Source organism: Micromonospora sp. H33 (assembly GCF_052068455.1).
Taxonomy (GTDB): Bacteria; Actinomycetota; Actinomycetes; order Mycobacteriales; family Micromonosporaceae; genus Micromonospora.
Map to the genome: position 1 here is coordinate 91,291 of NZ_JBQHDE010000003.1, position 22,059 is coordinate 113,349.

A 22,059-nucleotide genomic window follows, 5' to 3' on the forward strand; every position below is an offset into this window, starting at 1 on the left:
GCGGGAGGGCGTTTCGCCGGAGACTTTGCGAAGTTCTTACGACCCAGCGCCGGAGGCGTTGTGCGATCGTCCCTCCCGACCACGTCCGATCGGGGCCGGCGGAAAACCGCTGGCCCCGATCGCGTTTTCGGCGCACGCTCGCTCCCATGAGCATCGCCGTCACCCCGTACGACGCCGCCGACCCGGCCGCGATCGACGCGGCGCACCGGATCGTCACCGCGGCCACCGCTGCGGACCTGCCCGATTTCCCGGTCCAGACGCGGGACGAGTTCGCCGCGTACGCGACCCACCCGATGCCGGGCTACGTCGTGACCCGCGCGCTCGCCCGGCTCGACGGCGTGGCGGTCGGCCATCTCGAGCTGCGGTTCCCGCAACTCGACAACACCGACAACGCCAGCGTGACCTTGAACGTCCACCCGGAGCACCGGCGCCGGGGCGCGGGTCGGGCGCTGCTCGCGTACGCCGTCGAGGAGGCCCGGAAGAACGGCCGCAAGCGGCTCTACTGCGACACGGTGGTGGCGCTGCCGGACGGGCCGGCGCGGCCGGAGGCCGGCGGGGCCTTCGCCGCGACCACCGGCGCCCAGGCGGCGCTGGCGGAGGTCCGGCGGCGGCTGGACGTCACCACCGTCGACCACGCCGCGCTGGACACGCTCCTGGCGGAGGCCCGCACGCACACGGCCGGGTACCGCGCGGTGGGCTGGCACGGCCCGGTCCCGGAGGAGTACGTCGCCGACGTGGCCCGGCTGGAGAGCCGGATGAACACCGACGCGCCGCTGGGTGACCTGGAGATGGAGGCCGAGAAGATCGACGCCGGGCGGATCCGGGGGGTCGAGGAGGCGCTCGCGGCCCGGGGGCGGCGCACCTACCACTACGGGGCGGTGCACGAGGCGACCGGCCGGCTGGTCGCCTGGACCATGCTCGACGTCAGTCCCGGCTCGCCGTGGCACGCGTGGCAGCAGACCACGATCGTCGACCCGGACCACCGTGGGCACCGGCTGGGTCTCCTCGTCAAGGCCGAGAACCTGCGGTACGCGCTGGCGCACGAGCCGCAGCTCCGGGCCGTCGACACCTGGAACGCCGCGGTCAACGACCACATGATCCGGATCAACGAGCAGCTCGGCTTCCGCCCGGTCGACGGCTGGACCGACTGGCAGTTGACGATCTGAGTTGTGACACGCCCCTACTGATCGTGCGGCTTTCTGTTGCATGATGGCGGGCATGACGGAGACCCCGCACCCCCTGTACGACAGGCACGCCGACACCCTCACCCGTGCGCTGACCGCCATCTCGGAGCGCGGGTACTGGTCCGCCTACCCGGAGTCGCCCAGCCCGCGGGTGTACGGCGAGACGGCCGCCGCCGACGGCAAGGCCGCCTTCGAGGCGTACCTCGGCCGTAACTTCCCCCTCGACCAGCCCGGCGACGGGAGCACGGTCGCCACCGAGGCCAGCCCGTTCGGTGTCGACCTGGACGTCCGCTACCCGCACGCGGCGGCCGACCAGCTCGTCGCCGCGGCCACCGCCGCACTGCCCGGCTGGCGTGACGCCGGCCCGCAGGCCCGGGTGGGGGTCTGCCTGGAGATCCTGGACCGGCTGCACAGGAACATCTTCGAGCTGGCCAACGCGGTGCAGTTCACCAGCGGCCAGGCGTTCGTGATGGCCTTCCAAGCCGGCGGCGCGCACGCCCTGGACCGCGCGCTGGAGGCGCTCGCCTACGCGTACGCGGAGATGACCCGGCACCCGGGGACGGCCGGCTGGGAGAAGGCGGCCGGCAAGGGCGACCCGCTGCGGATGACCAAGACGTTCCACGTCGTGCCGCGGGGCGTGGCGCTGGTGATCGGCTGCAACACCTTCCCCACCTGGAACTCGTACCCGGGGCTCTTCGCCTCGCTGGTCACCGGGAACCCCGTCATCGTCAAGCCCCACCCGCGGGCGGTGCTGCCGCTCGCGATCACCGTGAAGTACGCCCGGCAGGTGCTCGCCGAGGCCGGCTTCGACCCCAACCTCGTCCTGCTGGCGCCCGAGGCGTCCGGCGAGAAGCTCGCCTCGACGCTGGCCCTGCACCCGTCCGTGAGGATCGTCGACTTCACCGGCTCCACCGAGTACGGCGACTGGCTGGAGGCCAACGCCCGGCAGGCGCAGGTCTACACCGAGAAGGCCGGCCTGAACACGGTGGTGGTCGACTCCACCGACGACTTCACCGGGATGTGCCGCAACCTGGGCTTCACGCTGACCCTGTACAGCGGGCAGATGTGCACCACCTCGCAGAACATCCTGATCCCCCGGGACGGCATCGAGACCGACCAGGGGCACAAGAGCTTCGACGAGGTGGCCGCCGGCATCGCGGCGGCGGTCGGCAAGCTCACCGCCGACCCGGCCCGCGGCGTCGAGCTGACCGGCGCGATCGTCAACGACGGCGTGCTGGAGCGCCTCGACGAGGTGACCAAGGTCGGCGAGCCGGTCCTGGAGTCCCGTACCGTCGAGCACCCCGCCTTCCCCGGCGCGGTCGTGCGGACGCCGACCATCGTCAAGCTGGACGCCGGTGACACCGCGACCTACTCGCGGGAGTGGTTCGGCCCGATCTCCTTCGCCATCGCGACCGACTCCACCGCGCACAGCCTGGAGATCCTGCGGTCCACCGTCGGCGAGAAGGGCGCGCTGACCGCGGCGGTCTACTCCCGCGACGAGGCCGTGCTGGACGCGACCGAGGCCGCGGCGATCGAGGTCGGGGTGCACCTGTCGGCCAACCTGACCGGCGGCGTGTTCGTGAACCAGTCGGCGGCGTTCTCCGACTTCCACGGCAGCGGCGCCAACGCGGCGGCCAACGCCGCGCTGACGGACGGCGCGTACGTGGCCAACCGGTTCCGCGTCGTGCAGAGCCGCCGCCACGCCTGAGGTGTAAGCAGGGGCCCCTTCTCAACGCCTCTGGTAGCGGAAGGGGCCCTTGTCAACACCCCGGCTCACGCCGGGCGGCGCATCTGGAGTTCGGTGAGGGTCGGGATCGTCGGGTGCGGCACGCGTACGCCGCTGTCGACGAAGCCCAGCCGCTGGTACGCCCGGTAGGCCCGGTCGTTGCCGACCACGACCTCCAGCATCAGCTCGGGGCGGCCGCAGGCGCGCGACCAGCCGGCGACCGAGTCGATCAGGTCGCCGAGCAGCCCGGTGCCCCGCCAGGTCGGTGTGACGTACACGGCGTAGACGACGGTGAGCCCCGGCTCCTCCGGAGCCACCGTGCCGCCGGCGTGCCCGACCAGGCGGCCGCCCGGGTCGGCGACGAACTGGGCGGTGTCCGTGCCCACGGCCGTGTACGCGATTCGCGCGGCGTACTCGGCGTGCGGGCGGGCGGCCGCGTCGGCGATCGTCTCCAGGAAGGCGAGCGGTGCGTCGGCGAGCATCTCCAGCCGAAGGGCCCGCATCCGGGCGGCGTCGCGCGGCCGGACCCGCCGCACCTGCGCCCTTGCCGCTGCCACCTGCCCCGGGCCGGGCCCGCCCGGAGTGCTCGTCATGCCGAATGCCTACCACAGCGATGAACGGCAATGCGGATCGCTCGGAATATGCCCGATTTGTGGTCGTGCGCCGCCGTCACGCCTCGTGTAGCGTGCGATTTCGGTCACCGATTCAGCGGCCGTCGCCGATCGCCGAGCCGGTGCCGCCCGCGGTCCGGCGCGCCCGGCCCCCGGGTGAGTGGGAACGCCGCGCAGAGTGAGGAAGTGCACCGTGGCACAGGGCACCGTGAAGTGGTTCAACTCCGAAAAGGGCTACGGCTTCATCGCCGTCGACGGCGGCCAGGACGTCTTCGTCCACTTCTCCGCCATCGAGATGGACGGCTACAAGGCGCTGGACGACGGCCAGCGGGTGGAGTTCGAGATCGCCCAAGGCCAGAAGGGGCCCCAGGCCGAGCGGGTGCGCGTCATCGCCTGAGCCGACGACCGGCCCAGCGTCAGGCAGGGCCGCCCGACGACGGCCGTGATCCGCCGAGAACCACGGCCGTTCGGGGGTGCGGTGCCGGCACCGCACCAGGGAAGATCATGAACCGTTCCAGCCATCGCTGAGGAGGGTTCATTGTCCGACCAGCCACCCCCGGCCGCGCCGCCGCCAGCGCCGGGCGATCCCGACCCGGTGCCCGGCGCCACCCCGCCCCCGCCCGCCGCGGATCCGGGGACTCCGTCGGGCCCGTCCGGGCCGCCGCCGGCCCCGCCCGCCGCGGATCCGGGGACGTCGGCCGCGCCGCCGCCCGCCCCGTCGCCGCACGCGTGGGACCCGTCCGGGCCGCCGCCACCCCCCGGGAGTCCGACCCCCTACCCGTACCCGTCGTATCCGGCTGCGGGACAGCCGTGGGGCCCGGGCGGTGCCCAGCCGTGGGGCACCCCCGGTTCCGGCTACCCCGGCGCTCCGGTCTGGCCCCCGCCGCCGTTCTCCGGTTGGACCATGCCGGGTTTCGACCCGGCCGATCCACTGGTCACTCCGCCGGGCGCGGGCCTGGAGGGCTGGTTCAACCGCTGTCTGGGGGCGGTACGCCGCGGATGGCGGCTGCTCCTGCCGATCCTGCTGCTGACCCAGGTGCTGCCGGGTGCGCTGGTCGCGATCCTCACGTACGCGGTCGACCCGAGCGCCGAGTGGGAGGCCGCCGCGGCCGACGATCCGGCCGCCCTGCCCGACGGCTTCGCTGCGGATCTCGGCACGCTGCTCGCTGTCACCATCGGGGGCGCGGTGGTCTTCGGTCTGGTGCAGAGCCTCGGGTGGGCGGCCGGCACGTGGGTGATCGCCCGTCAGGCGGCCGGCGAGACGGTCAGCCTCGGCGGGGCCTTCCGCTACGGCCTGCGTCGCGCGCTCGGCCTCTGGGGCTGGACCCTGCTGATGGGGCTGCTCATCGGCGTCGGCGTGTGCTTCTGCGTGCTTCCCGGCATCTATCTCGCCTTCGCGTTGAGCCTGGCCGGGCCGGTGTACCTCTTCGAGCGTCAGGCGCCGATCGGCCGCTCGTTCCGGATGTTCCACGAGCGCCTCGGGCTGGTGCTCGGCCGGGTGGCGCTGATCGCGGCCGTGGCGGTGGTGGTGACCGTGGTGGCCGGCGTGATCGAGGGCTTGGCCGCGGCCCCGCTGGGCGCCGCTCCGCTGGAGTCGCCGGGCACGGCCGCGGGGATCCTCGTCGTGGCGGCTCTCACCGCGCTGCTGTCCCTTCCGGCCCACCTCGCGCAGCAGGTCGGGCTCGTCGTGACGTACGCCGAGCAGCGCGCTCATGAGGGGCCGGTGAACGCCGCGCGGCTGGCCGCCGAACTCGGCTGACCGGGTCGGTCGTGCTTGCACTCGGCAAGGGAGAGTGCTAAACAAGTCATTGGCACTCGCAGACCGTGAGTGCCAATGGTCGGGGCGGTAGGGCCACGGCCGCGCCGGCGTCGCGAGACGCCGGTGCGGCACATGGCCGGTCGTCGCGGGCTATCCGGCCCGGCCGGCGGACGTCGCCGTCGCCAGGTGGCGACGTCCCAAGGTGCGTACACCAGACGGCCCATCCGGGCACACACTCGGGTGGCCCGTGAGTGTCCAGGAGGACAACGCCGTATGGCCAAGATGATCGCGTTCGACGAGGAAGCTCGCCGCGGCCTCGAGCGGGGCATGAACCAGCTCGCCGACGCCGTGAAGGTGACCCTCGGCCCCAAGGGCCGCAACGTCGTGCTCGAGAAGAAGTGGGGTGCCCCCACCATCACCAACGATGGTGTGAGCATCGCCAAGGAGATCGAGCTCGAGGACCCGTACGAGAAGATCGGCGCCGAGCTGGTCAAGGAGGTCGCGAAGAAGACCGACGACGTCGCCGGTGACGGCACGACGACGGCGACCGTCCTGGCCCAGGCACTGGTCCGCGAGGGCCTGCGCAACGTGGCCGCCGGCGCCAACCCGATGGCCCTGAAGCGGGGCATCGAGGCCGCGGTCGCGAGCGTCTCGGAGGAGCTGTCCAAGCTCGCCAAGGACGTCGAGACCAAGGAGCAGATCGCCTCCACCGCCTCCATCTCCGCTGGTGACACCAGCGTCGGCGAGATCATCGCCGAGGCGATGGACAAGGTCGGCAAGGAAGGCGTCATCACCGTCGAGGAGAGCAACACCTTCGGCCTGGAGCTCGAGCTCACCGAGGGCATGCGCTTCGACAAGGGCTACGTGTCGGCCTACTTCATGACCGACCCGGAGCGGATGGAGGCCGTCTTCGACGACCCCTACATCCTGATCGTCAACAGCAAGATCTCCTCGGTGAAGGACCTGCTCCCGATCCTGGAGAAGGTCATGCAGTCGGGCAAGCCGCTGCTGATCATCGCCGAGGACATCGAGGGCGAGGCCCTGGCGACCCTGGTCGTCAACAAGGTCCGCGGCACCTTCAAGTCGGTCGCCGTCAAGGCGCCGGGCTTCGGTGACCGCCGCAAGGCCATGCTCGCCGACATCGCCATCCTCACCGGTGGCCAGGTCATCAGCGAGGAGGTCGGCCTCAAGCTCGACGCCGTCGGCCCCGACATGCTGGGCCGCGCCCGCAAGGTCGTGGTGACCAAGGACGAGACCACCATCGTCGACGGTGCCGGCGACGCCGAGCAGATCCAGGGCCGGGTCAACCAGATCCGGGCCGAGATCGAGAAGAGCGACTCCGACTACGACCGCGAGAAGCTGCAGGAGCGCCTGGCCAAGCTGGCCGGCGGTGTTGCGGTGATCAAGGTCGGCGCGGCCACCGAGGTCGAGCTGAAGGAGCGCAAGCACCGCATCGAGGACGCCGTCCGCAACGCGAAGGCCGCCGTCGAGGAGGGCATCGTCCCGGGTGGTGGCGTCGCGCTGGTGCAGGCCGGCAAGAGCGCCTTCGACAAGCTGGACCTGACCGGTGACGAGGCGACCGGCGCCCAGATCGTCAAGATCGCGCTGGACGCCCCGCTGCGGCAGATCGCCGTCAACGCCGGCCTCGAGGGTGGCGTCGTCGTCGAGCACGTCCGCAACATCGAGGCGGGCCACGGCCTCAACGCCGCGACCGGCGAGTACGTGGACCTGCTGGCCGCGGGCATCATCGACCCGGCCAAGGTGACCCGGTCGGCGCTGCAGAACGCGTCGTCGATCGCGGCGCTCTTCCTCACCACCGAGGCTGTCGTGGCGGACAAGCCGGAGAAGACCCCGGCCGCTCCGGCGGGCCCGGGTGGCGGGGACATGGACTTCTGAGTCCAGGCTCCACAACACCGGGAGGGGCGGGCCGCGTCAGCGGTCCGCCCCTCTTCGTCATGTCGGCAACGGCCGTTGGTTGCGCCGCTTGTGCGTCCGGTCGTACGGCTGGGGTACCTGGACCGGCTCGTCCACCACCGCCGCCGGCTCGTCCACCGGCGGGTCGTCGGTGCCGTCCATCTCCACCCGCTGCTCCGCGTCGCCGTAGTCGAGGCGGTCGAAGGGCAACGGGCCGGGCCGTTCGTCGTCCGTGGTCATGGCGCCTCCTCTACCGAAACGGTAGGGGGCGTCGATGGGCGACGGGGGCAAATGACGCTATCAGGTGATCTATCCTATTCGCCCCTTATCGATCCGCGAGCGTCCTCCGGTACAGGAAGAAGACCCGCTCGATCCGGGCGCCCGCGCTGCCCGAGTAGAACCGGACCGGCCCCACCCAGCCGATCTGCGCGGCCGTGACCCCCGCCGCCCGCTGATCGGCCAGGCAGCGGCGCAGCAGCACTCCGCCGACGCCGGAGCCCTCCGCCGCCGGCGCGGTGCCCATCGGCCCGAACCAGCTCGGCCGGGACGAGCCCCACGCGGCGAACCCCAGCACCTCGCCGCCGCGCTCCGCCAGGTGACACCCCGCCAGCTCACGGCCCACCGAGCCGGCCAGCTCCGCGTCCCACGTGCCGCCGAACACCGACCGCGCGAAGGCCGCCAGCGCCGGCAGGTCCGCCGGCTCCGCCCGCCGTACGGTGACACCCTCGCCGGCCAGCCGCTCCTCCGCCGGCGCCGTCGTGCGCAGGGCCGGGCTGCCGTCGTACGACAGGTCGGCGGTCATGTTCCAGGCCGTCCGGTCCTGGGTGTAGCCCAGTGCCTGCGCCGCGCAGACCGCCGGCGTGTAGCGCACGTCGATGCCCGGCCAGGCGTAGTACGGCGGGTTGCCGGCCAACAGCACCTCCACCGCGCCGAGCGTGGCGAGCTTCTCCTCGGCGTACGACAGCAGCGCCCGCCCGACGCCGCGCCGCCGCTGTGCCGGATCCACCGCCACCAGGTCGACGTGTCCGTGACTGCCGTCGCGGCCGGAGAGCGAGCCGATGAGTACGCCGGTGAGGCGGCCCTCCCGGTACGCGCCGAGCGCGACCACCGGCCGGTCGGTGGCGGCCCGGGACCAGAGCACGTCCACGATGGCGGGTGCCTCGGTCGCGTCCTCCGGCAGGTCCAGCGCCCGGCCGCACAGCTCCACGACGGCGGGCAGCCGGTCCGGGCTCAGCTCAACGATCTCCAGGTCCATGGACGCCGACCCTAGGCCACGGAGGCTCAACTGTTAAGAAGGGGCCCTTTTACTCGCGTTTACTCGCGCGGCGTTGAGAAGGGGTCCATCATCACCGTTGTGCGGCACGCACGGCCGCGTACGCGTCGACCAGACCGGCGCCGGTCACGTTCCGCGCGTCGCCGCACGTGTCGTTCCCGGGCTGGGCCGGGATCGCGGTCTCGGCCAGGATCCGCCGGGTCCGGGGCAGGTCACCGACCAGCGCCGGGTTGGCCGACCACATCAGGGCCACCACACCCGCCACCTGCGGGGTCGCCATCGACGTGCCGCTCAGCTCGGCGTACCCGCCACCGGGCATCGCCGAGAGCACCTTGTCGCCGGGCGCCACCAGGTCGGGCTTCGCCGTTCCGCCGGGGGCCGGGCCACGCGAGGAGAACTCCGCCACCCGGCGCTGCCGATCAACCGCGCCGACGGTCAGCACGTCCTCGTACGGAGCCGGCGGGTCGTCGACCGAGCGGCAGTACGGCCCGGTGTTCCCGGCGGCGGCGACCATCAGGATGCCGGCGGCGTCCAGGGCTGCGGTGGCCGGCCGCAGGGCGCGCGGGTCGCAGCCCTCGAGCGTCGGGCAGCCCCACGAGTTGGTGAGGATGTCGGGCGCGCGCTCCGGACGGCCGTCGGTGAAGGGGTCCCCGCCGGCCGGGAAGGGCGCCAGCATGAACTGGAGGCAGTCCAGGTAGTAGGCGGGGTTGCCGAGGTTGCGGTCCAGGTTGACGCAGCCGGTCCAGGAGGCGCCGGGGGCCACGCCGACGCCGTTGCGGCCGACGGCGCTGCCCAGCGTGTGGGTCCCGTGCCCGCCCTGGTCGGTCGGGGTCACGGTGTCGTCCCAGGGGTCGTGCCACGAGTCGTCCCCGCCCCGGAAGCCATCGGCGAGTGCCGGGTGGGCTCCGTCCACACCGGAGTCGGAGCTGCCCACCGTCACGCCCGTGCCGGTCACGCGCAGCTCCGACCAGACCCGGTCGGCGCCGATCAACCGGACGTTCCACCCGGGACCGTTCGGCGCGGGCGCGTCCCCGCGGGTGGTGGCCGCCGGCGCGGGCAGCGGCCGCACCCGCTGGCTGACCAGGACCCGGTCCACCTCGGGGCGGCCGGCGAGCCAGGCCCGCACGGCCGGCCCACCGTCGACCTCGATCGCGTTGACCAGGTAGTACGGGGTGTGGTCCAGCCGGAAGCGGCGCAGGTCGCGCCGCAGGTCGGCCTGCGTGCGGTCGGCCGTCTCGACCAGCCGCCGGTAGACCTCCGTGGCCCGGGCGTCGCGGCCGGCCCTACCGGTCGTGTCGGGTACGCCGCTCAGATCGGCCTGCTCCCGCAGCACCACGAAGAGCCGTTCGCCGTGCAGACCGGGCTGGCCGGGTCCCACAGCCACCAGCCCCGTCGTGAGCAGCAGGACGGCGGCCGCCACCGCGGCCACCGTCCGGTGGGGTGTGGTGGCGTGCCGGCGGGCAAGCAGGACGCCGTACGCGGCGGCGAGCAGGACCGCGACGGCGAGCCCGGCGCCGGCGGCGACCGCCACCCAGAACGGCACGTCGCGGGTGGCCGCCAGGACGAGGGTGATCTCCTCGTTGTCGGTCCAGGCGAGCGGGCCGAGGACGCCGAGCCCGACCAGCCAGGCGATCGCCGCCCCGCCGCCGACCGCCGTGCGCCGCCCCGCCGCGGCCAGGGCCGCCAGCGCGAAGCCGGCCGGGGGCAGGGTCAGCAGGAGCGGGAGCTGCGCGCCGGACTGCCCGACGCCCGCGCCGAGCGGCAGCAGCGCGACGCCGGCGACCAGGCCGCCGACCAGCACCAGGTGGGCCGGTCGGGGCGGCGTGCCGATGGCGAACCGGGACCAGAAGGCGTCGCCCAGCAACGCGGCGGCCAACCCGCCGACGGCCGCCGCCGCGAGCCCGGCGAGCAGCGTCTCCAGCAGCCCGCCGAGCGCGCCGACCCACACCCACGGCAGCAGCAGCGCGAGCCCGCCCGCGAGCCCGAGCAGCGTCACCGGGGCGGGACGCGACACCCGTCCCTGGGCCCAGGGACGCCGCTCGTCCGCCACGCCGTCGCTCCCGACCGCCGGGCCCGGTGCCGGCGGGGGTACGGCCGGGGGTGCGGCCGGTGCGGCCGGCGCGGTCGGGGGTACGGCCGGTGCGGTCAGGGGAGCCGCGTAGGGGCCACCCGGCGGTGCGGCGACGGGGGTGACGGCCGTCCGGCGGCGCAGCCGCCGCACGACGAGTGCCGCCAGGGCGGCCGTGGCGGCCAGTGCGGCCAGGTGCGCCTCGTGGTGCACCGGCGGCAGCGCCCGGAGCAGGCCGAACGCGCCGAACGCGAGCAGTCCGACCAGCCAGACGCGACCGGTGGTGCGTACGGCGGCCGAGCGGGGTGCCAGGGCCAGGGCCAGGGTGGGTGTACCGGCCAGGAGCACGACGGCGACGGCCACCACCGGCCAGAGCCAGACCGCCCGGTCCAGCCCGGAGGCCAGCCGGATCTGGTCGGCCAGCCATCCACCGACCTGAGACAGCACGATGAGCCCGACGATCCACAGCCCGGTGGACACGGCGGCCACCACCGCCCAGGGACTTCCCGGCTCTGCGCCGTGCGGAGTCGGGGCGAGGTGTCCCGGGCCTTCAGGTTGCACGGGCAAACAGTACGTCGCCGCCACAAAGTCGGCAGCGCCACGGCCCGAACCGCACTCGGAATGAGATCTTGGAAACGAGCGGCCCCTCGAAGGGCCGAAATCTTCCAAGATCTACGAAGCGCCGTGTCCGCCGCACCGCATCGTCACAGAATGTGAGGGCGGGGGCCGGGTGACCACCACCTTCGTCGGCCTTTGCTCTGCAGCCATAGACGCACCGGTGACGGAGTGCGCCCGGTGCATATGAGGGTGCAGAGCAAAGGCGCGGAGGCGGGGTCTGTGGCATGGCGAGCCGGCGGCGGCATAAGTCCTGGTCAGAGATTCTCAGAGAGCTGAGGTCGATGAGAGGGCGGGCTGCCGGGACGGTGGACGGTGACAATATGTGACGGCTGGCGGAGCCGGTCGCCCGATCACGGTGGGTGGTCGGGTCGCTCGCGTCGATCGGGCCGCGACGTACGGGCGTCGTGCGTGTCGTCCACGCGGTCCGGGCGGTTACGGTGGAGGCGTGCGCGACCCCAACGTGTCCCGAGCGGCAGCCGGCCAGCTCTCCCCGGAGCGGCGGGCCGCCGACCTGCGCCGCCTGGCCGCCGAGCGCTTCGACGTCCTGGTGATCGGCGGCGGGGTGACCGGCGCGGGCGCCGCGCTGGACGCCGCCTCGCGTGGCCTCAAGGTCGCCCTGGTCGAGGCCCGTGACTACGCCGCCGGCACGTCCAGCCGGTCCAGCAAGCTGATCCACGGCGGCCTGCGCTACCTGGAGCAGCTCGAGTTCCACCTGGTCCACGAGGCGCTCACCGAGCGGGGCCTGCTCGCCACCCGCCTGGCGCCGCACCTGGTCCGGCCGGTGCCGTTCCTGGTGCCGCTGCCAGCCGGCAAGGGTCTGCGTGACCTGCCGGCCCGGGTCTTCCGCCGCTCCTACTACGGGGCCGGCGTGGCGACGTACGACGCGTTCGCCGGGATCTTCGGCGGCGGTCGGGGGATGCCGCTGCACCGGCATCTGACCCGCGAGGGCACCCGCCGGATCTTCCCCAGCCTGAAGGCGGAGGGGTTGGCCGGTGCCATCCGCTACTACGACGGCCAGGTCGACGACGCCCGCCTGGTGGTCGCGCTCGCCCGCACCGCGGCCAGCCTCGGCGCGACGGTGGTGACCAGCGCCCGCGCCGTCGGCCTGATCCGGCAGGCCCGGGAGGTCACCGGAGTCCGCGTCCGCGATCTGGAGGCGCCGGCCGGCTCGCCGGACGCCGAGTTCGAGGTGCGCGCCCGCACCGTCATCGCCGCCACCGGCGTGTGGAGCGACGACATGTCGCGGATGCTCAACGACGTCGGGCTGCGCCCCGGCGTGCGGGTCCGGGCGTCCAAGGGCGTGCACCTGGTGGTGCCCCGGTCGGCGATCACCGGCGAGACCGGGCTGATCCTGCGCACCGCGACGAGCGTGCTGTTCGTCATCCCGTGGGGCGGGCACTGGATCATCGGGACCACCGACACCGACTGGCGGCTCGACCGGTCCCACCCGGCCGCCTCCGCCCGCGACATCGAGTACCTGCTGGCGCAGGTCAACGCCGTCCTCGACCGGCCGCTCACCACCGCCGACATCGAGGGCGTGTACGCGGGTCTGCGGCCGCTGCTGGCCGGCGAGGCGGACTCCACCTCGAAGCTGTCCCGGGAGCACGCGGTGTTCGAGCCGATGCTCGGCCTGCTGCTGGTCGCCGGCGGGAAGTACACGACGTACCGGGTGATGGCCTCGGACGTGGTCGACCGGGCCGCCCACCGGCTCGGGTCCGTGCGCCCGTCGCGCACCGCCGACCTTCCGCTGCTCGGCGCCGACGGGTACGCGGCGATGTGGCGGGACCGGGCCGACCTGGCGCGCCGGCACGGGGTACCGGTCGGCGTGGTGGAGCACCTGCTGGAGCGGTACGGCACCCTCACCCTGGAACTGCTCGCCCTGATCGACGCGGACCCGCTGCTCGCCTCGCCGCTGGCCGGCGCACCCGAGTACCTGGCCGCCGAGGTGACCTACGCGGCCCGCGCCGAGGGGGCGCTGCACCTGGAGGACGTGCTGACCCGGCGTACCCGGATCTCCATCGAGACCGCCCACCGCGGCCTGGAGTCCGCAGAGCACGCCGCGGAGCTGATGGGTGCGGTGCTCGGCTGGGACGCCGAGGTACGGGCGCGGGAGATCGCGCACTACCGGGCGCGGGTGGCGGCCGAGCGGAATTCCCAGCTCATGCCGGACGACGCGACCGCCGACGCGGCCCGGCTCGGCGCGCCGGACGTCCGGGGCTTCGCCGCGGACCGCGGCGGGGACGGCGACGCGGTTGAACTTCCGTCCTCGTCCCGCTGACCGATCCGCCTACGGAACGTCCATCATCGATGCCCGACCGGTCGGTGGGTTACGTGCGCTACCTACGGTGGGGTAGGTTTCGGCGCGTGCTTGCCGCATCCTGGTCGCGCCCGGTCTTGCTGTCCGTCGCCGCAGTGCTGGCGGCCGTGCTCACCGGCTGTTCGGGCGCCGATGCGGACGGCTCGCCGAGCGGCAACCCTGCGGCGTCGCCCCAGCAGCAACTCGGCAACGCGGCGACCATCAGCGAGGGCCGGGTCAGCCTGATCCAGAAGCTGGGCGAGACCGGGCCACTGCGGACACTCAATGTGGAGGTCGACGGCCGGTGGGAGTGCGTGGACTGCGCCGGCGACGGGGTGACGTCGACCGGCGCGCTCACGCCGGAGCAGCTGGCACGTCTCCAGACTCTGCTCGCCGACCCGGGGCTGACCAAGGAGACCGACCAGGCTCGGCAGTACCGGGTCACCTGCCTCGACGCGTTGACCTCCAGCCTGCTCACCTCGTCGGGTCTGATCACCTCACAGGACTGCCCCGGCGAGGAGCAGCCCCCGATCGCCCACGAGATCCTGCTGCTGCTGACCCAGGCCACCCCGGCCGAGCCGACCTCCTGAGCCGGCGCTGACCCGGCGCGGCGGCCGGCGCGCGACTCGGGACCGGCGGTGGCTCAGAGGACCTTGCCGGGGTTGAGCAGGCCGGTCGGGTCGAGCGCGGCCTTGATCGCCTGGTGCACCCGTACGCCGACCGGGCCGATCTCCCGGGCCAGCCAGTCCCGCTTGAGCAGGCCGACCCCGTGCTCACCGGTGCAGGTACCGCCCAGGTCGAGCCCCAGCCGCATGATCTCGTCGAAGGCCCGGCGCCCGCGTTCCAGGCTCGCCGGGTCCGCCCGGTCCACCACGATGTTCGGGTGCAGGTTGCCGTCCCCGGCGTGGCCCACGACGCCGATCGGCACGTCGCACTCGGCGGCGATCCGCGCCACCCCGTCGAGCAGGGCGGCCAGCGCGCCACGGGGCACCGCGACGTCGTCGATGACCAGGCCGCCGTTGCCGGCCGGGTACGTGTCGGCCGCGAACTTCTCCATCGCCGGGTGCGCCAGCCGCCGCGCCTGGAGCAGCGCCGCCGCCTCGACCGCGTCGGTGGCCGCGTACACCTCGTCGGCGCCGGCCGCCTCGCAGACCGCCGCGAGGCCGGCCAGGTCCTCGGCGGCCCGCGAGCCGGTGTCCACGGCGGCCAGCAGTAGCGCCTGCGCGTCCGTCCGAAGCCCCATCGGCCGGTACGCCTCGATCGCCAGAAGGTGGGTCTGGTCGAGCAGCTCCAGCAGGCTGGGGGAGAGCCCCTGGGCGGCGATCTCCGCCACGGCGGCGCCGGCGGCGGCGGTGGAGGGGAAGACCGCCACCATGGTCAGCGACTCCGCCGGGGCGGGACGCAGCCCGACGGTCACCTCGGTGATCACGCCGAGGGTGCCCTCGGAGCCGACGAAGAGCCGGGTCAGGTCGTACCCGGCCACGCCCTTCGCGGTCCGCCGGCCGGTACGCAGCACCTCGCCGGATGCGAGCACGATCTCCAGGCCGAGCACGTACTCGGTGGTCACGCCGTACTTGACGCAGCACATGCCGCCGGCGTTGGTGGCGACGTTCCCGCCGATGGTCGACGACTCCCAGGAACCGGGGTCGGGCGGGTACCAGAGGCCGTGCTTGGCGACGGCGGCGGCGAGCGCCGCGTTGACCACGCCGGGCTGCACCACGGCGATCCGGCTGACCGGGTCGATCTCGAGGATGGCGTCCATCGCGGCGGTGCTGATCACCACGGCGCCGTCGATCGCGTTCGCCGCGCCGGCCAGCCCGGTGCGCGCGCCCTGCGGCACCACGGGTACGCCGTGCCGGGCCGCCGCCCGGACGACCGCCGCCACCTGGGCGGTGTCGCGCGGCCGGGTCACCACGAGGGGCGTGCCGGAGGCGCAGAGGTCCGCCTCGTCCCGTTCGTGCATCCGGAGCAGGTCCGGATCGGTCAGCACGGCGTCGTCACCGAGCGCGCCACGCAGTTCATCGAGGAGGGGACCCATGCGCCGAGGCTACGACCCCCGTCACCTGATCATCAAACCCGGTCCCCGACCCTCACGATCTTGCACTTTCGGCCCTTGATCCGCCCCTTGCGAGCCGATTCGCCGGGGCAGGAAGTGCAAGATCGCGGTCAGCGGTGGGAGGTCAGCGGCGCAGGGCCACCGCAGGATTCGGACGGCGCGGTACGGGTAGTACCTCCCGTGGCCCGGAACGAACAACGCTCGTTGGCGCAACGGTTCGGGTTGCGCGACGGCGGCGTGGACATCGACGGCGCGCGGATCGCCGAGGCCGTGAACCAGCTGCACCACCGTGGCAAGGCGACCCTGCACGACCGCCTGCACCGCGTCCGCATGGCGCTGGGCCTCGCCGTCCAGGCCGGACTCGCCGCCGGGCTGTCCTGGCTGGCGGCGCACGAGCTGCTCGGCAACCCCCAGCCTGTCTTCGCGCCGATCTCGGCGGTCGGCACCCTGGCCGTCTCGGTGGGCCAGCGGTTCCGGCGGACCATCGAGCTGATCGTCGGGGTGGCGGTCGGGGTGGCCCTCGGCGACTTTCTCATCTACCTGCTGGGCACCGGCGCCTGGCAGCTCGGTCTCGTCGTGACGACGGCGATCATCCTGACCGTCTTCGCCGGGGCCAGCGTCGCGATCGTCATCCAGGCGGCGGCGACCGCCGTGCTGATCGTGACGCTGAGCCCGCAGACGGCGAACCTGGAGATCCCCCGCTTCGTCGACGCGTTGGTCGGCGGCGGCATCGCGCTGCTGGTCACCGCGGTGCTGCTGCCGCTCAACCCGCTGCGGGTGCTCAACCGGGCCGCCCGCCCGGCCCTCGACCTGCTCGCCGCCCAGCTCGACGTCACCGCGAACGGCCTGCGCGAACGGGACCGGGACAAGGTCCAGGCGGCGCTGGAACGGCTGCGCAACAACAAGGAGGAGCTGGCCGCGTTCAGCGAGGCGATCGAGGGCGCCAAGGAGACCGCCATGCTGTCGCCGGCGCGCTGGCACCGGCGCGACGAGCTCGCCCACTACTCCGAGGCGGCCGAACCTATCGACCGGGCGATGCGCAACAGCGGCACCTTGATCCGGCGCGCGGTCACCCTCATCGAGGACGAGGAGCAGATCCCCGACCCGATGCCGGACGCGGTGGCCCACCTCGCCGAGTCGGTGCGGCTGCTCAAGCACGAGTTCGCCGTCGGCGAGGAGCCCGAGAAGGCCCGCGAGCGGTCGCTGCGCGCGGTCAGCGAGGCCGGCCGCGCGTACGCGGAGGGCGTGGGCTTCTCCGGCAGCGTGGTGGTCGCGCAGGTGCGTACCGCCGCGAGTGACCTGTTGGTCGCCTCCGGCATCAGCCAGGACGAGGCGAACCGCTGGATCCGCAAGTCCTTCGGCGAGCTGGAGCCGCAGCCGGGGCAGCCGGCCGAGCCGGAGGGCGGGGCCAAGCCGCCCACCGCCCCACCGATCGGCTGAGGCCGCCGCCGGCCCGCCCGGCTGCCGCCCGTCCCGGCGAGGGCTCAGCCCAGCGTGGCGAGGGCGGCGAGCAACCGGTCCACGTGCTCCTCGGTGCTGCCCAGGCCGATGCTGGCCCGCAGCGCCGTCGGCGGCAGGTCGCGCCGTCCGCTGCGTCCGGCCGCCTCGGCGAGCAGTCGGCGGGCGAGCGGGTGGGCGCAGAACAGGCCGTCGCGTACCCCGATGTCGTGATGCGCGGCCAGGTGGGCCGCGACGTCGGCCGAGTCGCGACCGGCCACCACGAACGAGGCGATCCCCACCCGTGGCGCGTCCGGTCCGAAGGTGCGCAGCTCGACCACGTGCGGCAGCGCCGCGATGCCGTCGCGCAGCCGGGCCAGCAGTGCCTGCTCGGCGTCGTGCAGCGCGGCGCGGTCGGCCCCGGCCAGGGCGGTGCACACCGCGGCCAGGGACACCGCTCCGAAGAGGTTCGGGGTGCCGGCCTCGTGCCGGGCCGGGCCGGTCGCCCACCGGACGTCGTGGGTGGCCGCCCCGACGTGGCTCGTCGCGCCACCACCGGCCAGGTACGGCGGTGCCGCGTCCAGCCAGTCGGCCCGCCCGACGAGCACGCCCGCGCCGAACGGCGCGTACAGCTTGTGGCCGGAGACGGTCAGGTAGTCGACGTCGAGGGCGCGCAGGTCGACGGGGGCGTGCGGGGCGAGTTGGGCGGCGTCCACCGCGATCCGGGCCCGGTGCCGCCGGGCCACCCGGGCCAGCTCGGCGACCGGCCACCGCTCGCCGGTCACGTTGCTCGCCCCGGTCACCGCGACCAGCACCGGCAGTTCCCGGCCGGGGGTGCCGCCGCGGCGCAGCTCGCCGAGGGCGGCGTCGAGCGCGCGGACCGCCTCGGCCGGGCCGTCCGGCACCGGCAGCCGTACCGAGCCGCGCGGCCAGGGCAGCAGGTTGGCGTGGTGCTCCCCGCCGAACGTGACCACGGTGGCGCCGGCCGGCAGGGCCCGGGCGAGCAGGTTGAGCGCGTCCGTCGTGTTGCGGGTGAAGACCACGTGGTCGTCGGCGCGGGCGCCGAAGAAGTCGCCGACGGTCTGGCGGGCCCGCTCGTAGGCCAGCGTGCAGCGCCGCGACAGCGCCCCGGCGCCCCGGTGCACGCTCGCGTACCAGGGCAGCAGCTCGGCCACCGCGTCGGCCGCGGCCCGCGCGCACGGCGCGGTGGCCGCGTAGTCGAGGTTGATCTGACCGGGTACGCCGAGCACGTCGAGCGGTCCGGCCACGGCCCGCGACGTCACGGGCGGGGGTACGAGGGTGAGGGTCATCAGCGGCACCTCCGGGTCCAGGGACCCCGGGTGGGCACACGGGCGGGGTCCGCGCTTGCCCAGCACACGGATCGGGCCGGGCCCGGTCATCACCCGGGGCACCCCACCGCGAACCTCGACGAGGGTTGCCGGCCAGCAAGCCGGGGCTTGACGCTGGCGCTCGTGACCTGTCGGCAGCATAGCGGGCCGCGGTGCGGCCCGTCCGGCGGGCCGACGGTGACTACGCTGACGGCATGGCCGACACCCCGCCCGGCACGCCCCTGCCGACGCCGCCGACCGCCGCCCCCCTCCCGCCGTCGGTGGACAGCGTGACGAAGGCCCCCCGGCGCCGGGTCAGCTGGGTACGCGCCCTGGTGCTGACCGCGGTGATCCTGTTCATCGCCGGCTGTGCGGTGTTCATGGTCTGGACCCTCGGCGAGAGCCTCGGCGGTGAGGCGCTGCTGATCGGGGTGATCGCGGCGGTCCTCCCGGTTCCGGTGCTGGTGTCCTGCTTCCTCTGGCTCGACCGGTACGAGCCGGAGCCACTGAAGTACCTGATCTTCTGTTTCGCCTGGGGAGCGTTCGTCTCCACCGCCGCCTCGCTGACGGTGAACAACTTCGCCGCCGACTGGTTCGAGCGGCTGAGCCTGCCGACCGCGCTCACGGCGGTGCTGGTCGCGCCGTTCATCGAGGAGCTGACCAAGGCGCTCGGGCCGATCCTGCTGCTGATCTTCCGGCGCCGGGAGTTCTCCGGGATCACCGACGCCCTGGTCTACTGCGGGCTCTCCGCGATCGGCTTCGCCATGGTGGAGAACATCCTGTACCTCGGCGGCTACGGGTACGCGACCGGCGTGGAGCGGTACGGCCCGGCGACCGGCACGCAGCAGGTCATCGCCATCTTCATCGTGCGCATCCTGCTCTTCGGGTTCGCCCACCCGCTCTTCACCTCGATGACCGGTGTCGGGCTCGGCATCGCCGCCCGTGCGGCCGACCGGCGGGTACGCGTGCTCGCCCCGGCCGCCGGCCTGCTGCTCGCGATGATGCTGCACGGCACCTGGAACCTGCTGCCCACGCTCACCCAGGCCACCGGCCAGCCGCTGATCCTGCTGTACGGCTTCATCGGCGTGATGGTGCCGATCTTCTTCGGCATGGTGGGCCTCGCGGTCTGGCTGCGGTCCTGGGAGGGGCGGCTCACCGAGCGCACCCTGCCGGACTACGTCCAGGCCGGCTGGCTCACCCCGCCCGAGGTGGCGGCGCTCAGCAGCCTCGGGCGGCGGCACGCGGCCCGGGTGTGGGCCAAGCGGGTGGGCGGTGACGCGGGCCTGAAGGCGATGCGCGGATACCAGTTCGCCGCGACCCGGCTCGCGCTGCTGCGCGACGGCATGCGCCGTGGACTGGACCGCCGGCCCGTCGACCGGGCACGGGCGGCCGCCGAGGAGCAGCACCTGCTCCAGGCGCTCAGCGGCTACCGGGCGTACTTCGTGGGCCGGGATCCGCAGGCCCCCGTCGGCGTCTGGGACGGGCGCCGCTACCACCTGCGCTTCCCGGACGGCTCCCAGCGGCCCGTGGACGCCCCGGACGAGCCGGTCGTCCCGATCCCGGTCGTCCTCGCGCCGCCGCCTCCCCCGCCGATCTTCCCGGGCTACGGTCCACCTCCGGGCTGGCCCGGCGTCCGCCCGCCGGCCCCCTGGCCGCCCGGTCGTCCCTGACCACCACCACCGCCCGCGCCGCCGTCCCGAGCGACGACGGACGGTGCCGCTGGCGCCCGTCAGGTCATGATGCCGGTGAGGAAGTCACCGAAACCCTGGAACATCGCCACCAGGGCGGCGCCGATCGCCTTGAACATCTCCGCCGCGCCCTCGGGCCGGAACGCCATGTAATAGATCAGGAACGCGATGAAGGTCCAGAACAGCAGCTTCTTGATCAACTCCGGCATCGTCCCTCCCCAGGGCCGCGGGTGCGGCTGGCTTCCCGGGAAGAAGCGGTGCAAACGGATCGGGCCGAGCTAGAGGTAGAGGCCGGTGGCGCTGTTCTCCACCCGCTCGGCCGCGACGGCGTGCACGTCCCGCTCGCGGAGCAGCACGTACCCGCGGCCGTGCAACTCGACCTCCGAGCGGTCGTCCGGGTCGAAGAGCACCCGGTCCCCGGAGACGATCGCGCGGACGTTCGGGCCCACCCCGACGGCGGTGGCCCACGCCAGGCGCTTACCGACCGCGGCGGTCGCCGGGATCACGATGCCGGCGGTCGAGCGGCGCTCACCCTCGCTGCCCTCCATGCGTACCAGCACGCGATCGTGCAGCAGCCGGATCGGCAGGCCGGAGTCGAGATTCTCGTCGGCGGTCACGTAGGCAGACGCTACCGTGTCCCACCCCGCCGACCCCGTCGTGGTTACGCGGCGGGGGGCGGGGCCAATGTGTGGCGGATCTGCCCTACGGTGGCAAGGTCGGACGTATCCTGTCCGACCTGACCCCGTGGCCGGTACGACTTCTTCGCAGGAGGTGCGCTTGAGCCGCTTCGAGCGGATGCGCGGACGGCTCCGCCGCGCGTACGAGTCGGGTCGTGAGTCGGTGCGCACCGGGCGCCCGTCGGCCGAGGCCGGCCGTACGGAGGAGGTGCCCGAGCCGGTCGGCACCGCCTCGCCGGCCTCGCCGGGCCCCGTGGCGCCGCCGGCGGCGACCGTCGTCGGCGCGGAACAACCGGCCGCGATGCACAACTCCACGACCAGCCGCGACGACGCCGACGTGCCGCACGGGCTGCGCATCGCCGCCGCCTGGTCCTGGCGGCTGATCGTGATCGGCATCGTCGCGTGGGCGCTGCTGAGGATCGTCGGCCAGATCCGGATCGTCATCATCCCGCTGGCGATCGCGCTGCTGCTGTCGGCGCTGCTCGCGCCGGCGGTGGGCTGGCTGCTGCGGGCGCGGCTGCCGAGGTCCCTGGCGACCGCCGTGGTGCTGGTGGGCGGGCTGGCCGGGGTGATCGGCACGCTGACCCTGGTGGTCAACGAGTTCATCCAGGGCGTGCCGGAGCTGAGCGAGAAGTCCTCCCAGGGCGTACGGCAGATCCAGGACTGGCTGAAGACCGGGCCGCTGCACCTCTCGGACGGCCAGTTGGACCGCTACATCGACGAGGCCGAGGCCTGGGTCGAGAGCAACACCCAGACCTTCACCAGCGGGGCGCTCTCCACCGCCGCCACCCTCGCCGAGGTGCTGACCGGCACCGTGCTGGTCCTCTTCGCGACGTTCTTCTTCCTCCGCGACGGCAACCGGATCTGGCGCTTCCTGGTCCGGCTGCTGCCGGTGGGCGCCCGCTGGAAGGTCGACGACGCCGGCCGCGCGTCCTGGCAGACGCTGGGCGCGTACGTCCGCGCCACCGTGCTGGTCGCCTTCATCGACGCGGTCGGCATCGGAATCTTCCTGGTCGTCTTCGACATCCCGTTCGCGTTCCCGCTCGCCGCGTTGGTCTTCCTCGCGTCGTTCATCCCGATCGTCGGTGCCACGCTGTCGGGCGGTGTCGCGGTGCTCGTCGCCCTGGTGGACAGCGGTCCGATCACCGCGCTGATCATCCTCGGCGCGGTCATCGGCGTGCAGCAGTTGGAGGGGCACGTGCTCCAGCCGCTGATCATGGGACGGGCGGTGGCCATCCACCCGCTCGCGGTGATCGTCGGCATCGCCGCCGGGGTGGTGCTCGCCGGGATCACCGGGGCGCTGGTCGCGGTGCCGCTGATCGCGGTGCTCAACACGGCCATCCGCCGCCTCGCCGCCCGTACCGTCCCGGACACCCCGCCCGACGCCGTCGTGGTGGCGAGCCAGGCCCCCTGACCCGCCGGCG

Annotated in this window: 18 protein-coding genes and 1 riboswitch; of the genes, 10 read left to right on the top strand and 8 right to left on the bottom strand. The window is 73.7% G+C overall.

Features of this window, described 5'->3' with window-relative positions; all coding sequences use genetic code 11:
• Positions 1 to 146 precede the first annotated feature (146 nt).
• Both ACTMS0_RS09605 and paaN read left to right on the top strand, forming a co-directional pair.
• Positions 147 to 1,166: a GNAT family N-acetyltransferase gene (locus ACTMS0_RS09605; protein WP_441154796.1), complete on the top strand. Its 1,020-nt coding sequence runs from the start codon at positions 147 to 149 to the stop codon at positions 1,164 to 1,166.
• Positions 1,167 to 1,218: 52 nt separating this feature from the next.
• Positions 1,219 to 2,892, top strand: coding sequence for a phenylacetic acid degradation protein PaaN (gene paaN, locus ACTMS0_RS09610; RefSeq protein WP_441154797.1), 1,674 nt, complete (start codon positions 1,219 to 1,221; stop codon positions 2,890 to 2,892).
• A 65-nt stretch (positions 2,893 to 2,957) separates the two neighbouring features.
• Here the strand turns inward: paaN and ACTMS0_RS09615 are convergent, their stop codons facing one another.
• Positions 2,958 to 3,503 (bottom strand): N-acetyltransferase family protein, encoded by a 546-nt coding sequence (locus tag ACTMS0_RS09615; protein WP_441154798.1) that lies wholly within the window; start codon positions 3,501 to 3,503, stop codon positions 2,958 to 2,960.
• A 211-nt stretch (positions 3,504 to 3,714) separates the two neighbouring features.
• Here ACTMS0_RS09615 and ACTMS0_RS09620 point away from each other — a divergent pair, with 211 nt between their 5' ends.
• From ACTMS0_RS09620 to groL, 3 genes are all read left to right on the top strand, one after another.
• Positions 3,715 to 3,918: a cold-shock protein gene (locus tag ACTMS0_RS09620; protein WP_067305333.1), complete on the top strand. Its 204-nt coding sequence runs from the start codon at positions 3,715 to 3,717 to the stop codon at positions 3,916 to 3,918.
• Positions 3,919 to 4,425: 507 nt separating this feature from the next.
• Positions 4,426 to 5,280, top strand: a complete 855-nt coding sequence (locus ACTMS0_RS09625; protein ID WP_441154799.1) for a hypothetical protein — start codon at positions 4,426 to 4,428, stop codon at positions 5,278 to 5,280.
• 273 nt (positions 5,281 to 5,553) lie between these two features.
• Positions 5,554 to 7,176, top strand: a complete 1,623-nt coding sequence (gene groL / locus ACTMS0_RS09630) for a chaperonin GroEL (protein WP_441154800.1) — start codon at positions 5,554 to 5,556, stop codon at positions 7,174 to 7,176.
• 57 nt (positions 7,177 to 7,233) lie between these two features.
• On the opposite strand, the gene ACTMS0_RS09635 is transcribed toward groL, so the two are convergent.
• The 3 genes from ACTMS0_RS09635 to ACTMS0_RS09645 form a co-directional block, all read right to left on the bottom strand.
• Positions 7,234 to 7,434, bottom strand: a complete 201-nt coding sequence (locus ACTMS0_RS09635; protein WP_441154801.1) for a hypothetical protein — start codon at positions 7,432 to 7,434, stop codon at positions 7,234 to 7,236.
• Positions 7,435 to 7,519: 85 nt separating this feature from the next.
• On the bottom strand, positions 7,520 to 8,449 hold the full coding sequence (locus ACTMS0_RS09640) for a GNAT family N-acetyltransferase (protein WP_441154802.1): 930 nt from the start codon (positions 8,447 to 8,449) through the stop codon (positions 7,520 to 7,522).
• 91 nt (positions 8,450 to 8,540) lie between these two features.
• Complete coding sequence (locus tag ACTMS0_RS09645; protein WP_441154803.1) at positions 8,541 to 11,015, bottom strand: S8 family serine peptidase; 2,475 nt, start codon at positions 11,013 to 11,015, stop codon at positions 8,541 to 8,543.
• A 598-nt stretch (positions 11,016 to 11,613) separates the two neighbouring features.
• Between ACTMS0_RS09645 and ACTMS0_RS09650 the strand changes: the two genes are divergently transcribed.
• Both ACTMS0_RS09650 and ACTMS0_RS09655 read left to right on the top strand, forming a co-directional pair.
• Positions 11,614 to 13,431 carry a glycerol-3-phosphate dehydrogenase/oxidase gene (locus ACTMS0_RS09650; RefSeq protein WP_441155155.1) on the top strand — a complete coding sequence of 606 codons (1,818 nt, stop codon included), beginning with the start codon at positions 11,614 to 11,616 and terminating at the stop codon, positions 13,429 to 13,431.
• Between the two features lie 86 nt (positions 13,432 to 13,517).
• Positions 13,518 to 14,039 (top strand): hypothetical protein, encoded by a 522-nt coding sequence (locus ACTMS0_RS09655; protein ID WP_441154804.1) that lies wholly within the window; start codon positions 13,518 to 13,520, stop codon positions 14,037 to 14,039.
• 53 nt (positions 14,040 to 14,092) lie between these two features.
• Here the strand turns inward: ACTMS0_RS09655 and ACTMS0_RS09660 are convergent, their stop codons facing one another.
• Positions 14,093 to 15,487 (bottom strand): FAD-binding oxidoreductase, encoded by a 1,395-nt coding sequence (locus tag ACTMS0_RS09660; RefSeq protein WP_441154805.1) that lies wholly within the window; start codon positions 15,485 to 15,487, stop codon positions 14,093 to 14,095.
• A 255-nt stretch (positions 15,488 to 15,742) separates the two neighbouring features.
• Between ACTMS0_RS09660 and ACTMS0_RS09665 the strand changes: the two genes are divergently transcribed.
• Positions 15,743 to 16,945, top strand: a complete 1,203-nt coding sequence (locus ACTMS0_RS09665; protein WP_441155156.1) for an FUSC family protein — start codon at positions 15,743 to 15,745, stop codon at positions 16,943 to 16,945.
• A 44-nt stretch (positions 16,946 to 16,989) separates the two neighbouring features.
• On the opposite strand, the gene ACTMS0_RS09670 is transcribed toward ACTMS0_RS09665, so the two are convergent.
• Positions 16,990 to 18,252 (bottom strand): aminotransferase class V-fold PLP-dependent enzyme, encoded by a 1,263-nt coding sequence (locus tag ACTMS0_RS09670; protein WP_441154806.1) that lies wholly within the window; start codon positions 18,250 to 18,252, stop codon positions 16,990 to 16,992.
• A gap of 46 nt (positions 18,253 to 18,298) precedes the next feature.
• Positions 18,299 to 18,420: riboswitch (SAM riboswitch) on the bottom strand.
• 65 nt (positions 18,421 to 18,485) lie between these two features.
• On the opposite strand from ACTMS0_RS09670, the gene ACTMS0_RS09675 reads away from it, so the two are divergent.
• Positions 18,486 to 19,940: a PrsW family intramembrane metalloprotease gene (locus ACTMS0_RS09675; RefSeq protein WP_441154807.1), complete on the top strand. Its 1,455-nt coding sequence runs from the start codon at positions 18,486 to 18,488 to the stop codon at positions 19,938 to 19,940.
• A gap of 59 nt (positions 19,941 to 19,999) precedes the next feature.
• Here the strand turns inward: ACTMS0_RS09675 and ACTMS0_RS09680 are convergent, their stop codons facing one another.
• Together ACTMS0_RS09680 and ACTMS0_RS09685 are read right to left on the bottom strand one after the other, a co-directional pair.
• A complete protein-coding gene (locus ACTMS0_RS09680) occupies positions 20,000 to 20,167 on the bottom strand; it encodes a hypothetical protein (RefSeq protein ID WP_441154808.1) in 168 nt (55 codons plus the stop codon).
• A 69-nt stretch (positions 20,168 to 20,236) separates the two neighbouring features.
• Positions 20,237 to 20,575, bottom strand: a complete 339-nt coding sequence (locus ACTMS0_RS09685) for a GroES family chaperonin (RefSeq protein WP_441154809.1) — start codon at positions 20,573 to 20,575, stop codon at positions 20,237 to 20,239.
• 160 nt (positions 20,576 to 20,735) lie between these two features.
• Between ACTMS0_RS09685 and ACTMS0_RS09690 the strand changes: the two genes are divergently transcribed.
• Entirely contained in the window at positions 20,736 to 22,049 is a 1,314-nt protein-coding gene (locus tag ACTMS0_RS09690; protein ID WP_441154810.1) for an AI-2E family transporter, read from the top strand.
• Positions 22,050 to 22,059: the final 10 nt, after the last annotated feature.